Consider the following 5,433-nt stretch of genomic DNA (forward strand, 5'->3'; position numbering starts at 1 on the left):
CAGGTGTTGTTGAAATCTTTTCTTGGGATTGGCGCATGAACCCAGGTAATAACGAACTGTTAAGATTTCTTAGCTTTTGCCCTTTTGATAAACCCGATTATTTCCTCTAAACTAATCCCTTCATTCTGCATAGATTGAATAAGTGCGATGCCTGCGGCGGGCCTAGAAGTTATTTCAAATCCAAACTGCTCAAAATGTTCCTTGAATAATTCCACCATCTACTTGCAACATCACTCCATTCACAAAGGATGCAGCTGGTGAACTCAAGAATACTGCAACATTAGCAAACTCTTCTGGTGTCCCTATGCGGCCTAAAGGAACTGCCGCATTAACTTTAGCAATTTCTGCTTCTTTTGTTTCACCACTTTTAGCAATCCGCGCGTTGATTAATTCTTCTACCCGTTCTGTATATGTCCAGCCTGGTAAAATGCTGTTGACGCGAATTTTATCGCTACCTAGTTCTTGGCTAAGGGTTTTAGTTAAACCAATTACCGCTAATCGAATCGAATTAGATAAAATCAGATTTTGGGTTGGTTGTTTGGTTGAGGTTGAGGTGATGGTAAGAATCGCCGGTGCAGTAGATTGGCGTAAGTGAGGCAAGGCGTACTTAACTAGGCGAACTGCACTCAGTAAGGTTAAGTTAACTGCTGATTCCCAGGTTGTCAAATCAAGATCATCAAAAGTACCAGCAGGCGGGCCTCCGGCATTGGTAACGAGGATATCCAACCCGCCGAATTTCTCTACTGTGGCATTAATTACCCGTTCAATATCTGCTTGACTGGTAACGTCTGCACGCAGAGATAGAACTTCTGTGCCTGTTTCGCTTGCAATCTCCGCAGCAGTTTTGTCAATTAACTCACTACGGGCGCAGATGGCAACTTTTGCACCCTCACGGGCAAATTGCCTTGCTGTAGCTTTGCCCAGACCTTTACTAGCAGCAGTCACTAAGGCGACTTTGCCACGGAGTTGCAAATCCATAATCCTGATTTTTCTTGTTTATAGCAATTTGAAGCCAAGGTGATTGAGAACTTCCCGCAAGCGATCGCGTCCTCTCAGTGATTCTACGGTTGCGATCCGTTGGGCTGAGTGTTCTGACCAATCGCCAGGGACGTTCATCTTTTGTTCAGTATAGAATTCTTTGATGATCTCGTTGTAGTGAGCGATCGCTTCTTCTTGATCTGCTAATTTATAAGTTTCGCGGTGCAGCACAGCTGATTGTGGCAATCGTGGCTTAATCGCTGCTTCTACTTCAGGGTTCGGATAGCCTACACATAGCCCAAACACAGCATACACAGAAGAAGGTAAATTCAATATCTCAGCTACCTCTTGCGGGTGGTTGCGGATTCCACCGATATATACTGTTCCTAAACCGAGTGACTCGGCTGCTACTGTTGCGTTTTGCGCCGCCAAACTTGCATCAATTGTTGCCATCACAAACATCTCCAAGTATTCCAGTGCATCATGAGAAATGCTGCGACTGTCAGCAACGTAACTTAAACGCGCTAAGTCTGCTAACCAAACCAAAAATAAAGGAACCTGCTTAATGTGTGCTTGGTTCCCTGCTAGTTTAGATAACTCCTCTTTGCGTTCTTGATCTTCGACTGCTACCACACTCCAGGTTTGCAAATTAGAGGAAGTAGATGCAGATTGGGCGGCTGCAATTAGCAGCTCCAGAGTTCCCGGCGGTAAAGGCTCGGATAGATAAGACCGGATTGAACGGTGAGATAGTAGTGCTGTTAGAGAATCATTCCATTCAATTGCGGAATTGAAGGGAATTTCACCGTAGCGCAATCGCAATAGTTCTGTAAGATTAGTCATAATCAATTTCAAAATTCACGCTTTAAAAATTTTCAGTTGTTTTATAAGGATAGCTAACTGAAAACCCTTGAGGAACAGGCGCACAGCGCCGCATTCCGTACTTCTCCCTTTGAGAGCTATCCATTATTACCCCCATATTTGTTAACATGGCTGTAATTGACTAATCACTTAATCGGCGGACGGCTATTCCTCCTACCCCTCTTGTTGAGATGGAATTCCCGGCGATTTTCGTTGAAACACTACTGAAAGATTATTAGCTGGCATTTGGTAAGTTTGTTTCAAGGTGAGATTTTGTGCGCTAGCTGCTGCTACAACATCATCCAAGTTACGTATACCCCACTCTGGGTTTTGGGCGCGTAAAGAGTTGTCAAAAGCTACATTACTCGGTGCTGTATGTTCTCCACCTCGTTTGAAGGGTCCATACAAATAGAGGATACCTCCTGCTTTTAGGATACGACCTGCTCCTGCCATTAGCCCCAGACAGGCTGACCAAGGTGAAATGTGAATCATATTGATATTGACGATGGCGGTAATTGGCGAGGTATCCAGCCACTGGGTTACTGTCCCTTCCTCCACTGCCCAAACTGGTTCTCTAACATCAAGTTCAAGCGGTGGATAGATATTATTACATCCAATGTGTTCAGTCCATGCAATAATGCTGGCTCTTCTTTGTGGATTTGTATCTGTTGGTAACCACATACAATCTCTGAGTCTGGGCGCAAAAAAGACTGCGTGTTCACCAGTACCACTGGCGATTTCCAAGATCGTGCCGCTCTTAGGCAATACTTGTAAAAGTACTTCTAGAATTGGTTCACGATTGCGCTCGGTTGCTGGTGCGTATTCTCGTGCGTCTTGTAGTGTCATCCGTATCGTTTTCCATACCTGATTTCATCTTAGTAGCTATTGTCTAAAAACCATAGAAAACAGGTATTACGAATTACGCAAAGCATTATTAGTAAATTACTCTAAGAAACTAGGATCGACTCAGACCTAAACTGGTTAGAACTTACACCTGACAGCAGTAATGTTTGTTGAGTGTCTCCAGAATTAAAACTCAAAAGGAGACCATCATTACTATCGGTTACATTTCCTTGATCAAACATCTCATTTAACCAAGTTTTAGCGTCAATATCATGCAAACCTGTAAATTCAATCTTATCAATACCAATTTTAAAATCTTGAATGACATCAAACTCACTTTTCAACAAGCCATCGCTAACGTTGAAAAGATTATCGATACCGAGATTAATACCAATACCACCTAGTAAATCTTGGACGTCACTAAGCTTACTTGTCAACAAGCTATCGTTAAAGTTGAAAATAAATTTGTCATAGCCGTCGCCACCAACTAAAACATCATCCCCCTCACCACCAATCACAATGTCATTACCCGAACCGCCATTTAGGCTATCATTGCCTTGACCTCCATCTAGGGTATCATTCCCTTGCCCACCTTCGAGGATATCATCGCCTTTGTTTCCATCTATTTTGTCATCCCCTAAGCTGGCATAAATTTTATCTTCACTATTACTTCCTTCAAGATTATTTTTTCCAACCGTGCCATAAATAACGTTTTTACCTAAATTATTGATTAAAGTATCTCCTAAAAAAGTAATATTACTGGCATTCATTTCTACTATTGTGATGTTGATGTTATTCTTAAATGTTTTTTGATAACTACCAACGACCTTTCCTGTAAGGGAGTCTTCACCATTATCGCCATCAATATCAGTAGTTTGGGGGCGATTCTTAATAGTAACACTACTACTTTTGCTATATTCTAAATCAGCAATTTGCTCAGAGGAAATTAACGTACCTTGGATACCGAAATAATCCAATACTTTAGGTTTATCAGGATTTGTGGTATCTAGTGCCAAGAAACCAATTTTTCCCTTAGCCTGGTTATATTCAGTAGCAGAATTTTCAATTTCTTTAGCTTTTAGTGCTAAGTCTGCCAAGAAATCAAAAGAGAATTTTTTATTAGCAGCAACTTTAAAACTAGCAACCACCTGCATTTCACTACTGGCAGTTCCTGTAAAAGAACCATCTAATCCTATGCCAGTAACGTCACTAAAGAGCAAAGAAAAAGTCGGGTCTGTGTCAAAAATAGCTCCGGCTTGAACCGTAGCAGTAGCAACGCCACTTTCAACCAATGTCTTTACCTGAGTGGTAGTTAAACTTCCTGAAGGCTTTTGACTATAGTTGGAGAAAGAAGCAGACCCTTTAGCGTTAGCAAAGTTAGGATTGGGATTAGGAACTTGATCTACAATTGGCTGTAAAAATAGTGTCTGTGGTCGCATAATATTTTCTGTTCCTGTTAAGTACTTTGTCTACAAAGATGTATGAGAGTATGCAACCCTATTTTGTGGAGTTAGGCGTAGCGATCGCATAATCTCATAATTTCAGCAGTAATGTTGGTTATCCAGGGCGATCGCATCTAAATTAGTCTTGGCCACAAACAAGGTATAGTTCTTTTATCCTCTATTGATGATGAGCCATACCTATGTATTCAGGTTAACGTTTGCTACAATCGCAATTAGCTCATTACCGCCAGGAAGTTGGGCGAAAATCAAAGTATCAACCTCAGTTATCTGACTTCTAACTTCGAGTGTATAATTCACAGCTGTACTAAGTTGCAACTGATCAATACCCTTCTCAAAGCCCAAAATAAGAGCATAGTCTCTGTCGCCAGCAGCTGTATAATAAGGGGCTTTCGTATCCCCAAGCACAAATACATCTTTCACGCCATCGCCAGAAATATTTGTGACGTCGCCCTTATTGTCAACCGCACCGCCACCTATTAACTCATCTCTCTCAAATAATCTTGCTCTAGCACCGCCAAATCCATTGAGAGTGTCACTACCAGCACCCCCTACAAGAAAGTCATCAAAGAATCCTTGAGGAGCAGATGGAGATCCACTAAAACCTCCAATCAGATTATCATTACCATTGCCTCCAAATATTACGTCACTACCGTCAGCTCCATTGATGGTGTCATTGCCAGCATTCCCAAAAAGCAAGTCATCATCAAGACCTCCATTCAGGCTATCGTTACCGCCACCCCCATTGAGGGTATCATCAGCGTTAGTTCCTTGTAAAATTGCCATATTTTTTATCTCTGAAAGTTGTAAATTTTACTATTAGGAACATCCAAGAATTAAATTACTTAATTCCTACATCCAACGTCACTATCCAATTTTTTCTCCCCCTACCTTCCAAAACGATTGATTACTTTTTTAGTTGGAAGTCCCTTATCGGCCCTGCTTAAATATTATTTATATTCTTGGTTCAAGCAGAGCGATCGCATTTATACTACTCTTGACCACAAATAAGGTATTGTTAATTTCATGTTTTATAGGACTTACGCATTGACAGAAGCAATTAAACAATTTGCAATTCGCAATGACGCTCGCGGACTCGCCTTGCGCGTCGCTAACGCAATGACGCGACGCTCCTGCGTCGCTATCGCGGACTCGCCTTGCGCGTCGCTAACGCAATTACGTTTTGAGATAGCGAAGCGTTAGCGAGTCTGCGAGCGTCTGGGGATTTAAACCCCTTTCTCATTACAAGCAATTCCCTTTGGGGATGGGGAATTAACCCCTACACTTTGTTAAA

The 5,433-nt window shown here is 41.9% G+C and carries 5 protein-coding genes; all 5 read right to left on the bottom strand.

The window, feature by feature from the left end:
• Window positions 1–189: 189 nt before the first annotated feature.
• A complete protein-coding gene (locus VE944_RS17505; protein ID WP_324979399.1) occupies window positions 190–978 on the bottom strand; it encodes an SDR family oxidoreductase in 789 nt (262 codons plus the stop codon).
• A gap of 18 nt (window positions 979–996) precedes the next feature.
• Window positions 997–1,818 (bottom strand): NADPH-dependent oxidoreductase, encoded by an 822-nt coding sequence (locus tag VE944_RS17510; RefSeq protein WP_324979401.1) that lies wholly within the window; start codon window positions 1,816–1,818, stop codon window positions 997–999.
• Between the two features lie 192 nt (window positions 1,819–2,010).
• The gene (locus tag VE944_RS17515; RefSeq protein WP_324979404.1) at window positions 2,011–2,682 is read right to left on the bottom strand and encodes a DUF938 domain-containing protein; all 672 of its coding nucleotides are present in this window, start codon (window positions 2,680–2,682) and stop codon (window positions 2,011–2,013) included.
• A 101-nt stretch (window positions 2,683–2,783) separates the two neighbouring features.
• Window positions 2,784–4,118 carry a calcium-binding protein gene (locus VE944_RS17520; RefSeq protein ID WP_324979406.1) on the bottom strand — a complete coding sequence of 445 codons (1,335 nt, stop codon included), beginning with the start codon at window positions 4,116–4,118 and terminating at the stop codon, window positions 2,784–2,786.
• Between the two features lie 201 nt (window positions 4,119–4,319).
• Window positions 4,320–4,925, bottom strand: coding sequence for a calcium-binding protein (locus VE944_RS17525; RefSeq protein ID WP_324979409.1), 606 nt, complete (start codon window positions 4,923–4,925; stop codon window positions 4,320–4,322).
• Between the last annotated feature and the right edge of the window lie 508 nt (window positions 4,926–5,433).

The organism is Nostoc sp., from assembly GCF_035638895.1.
Classification (GTDB): domain Bacteria; phylum Cyanobacteriota; class Cyanobacteriia; order Cyanobacteriales; family Nostocaceae; genus Nostoc.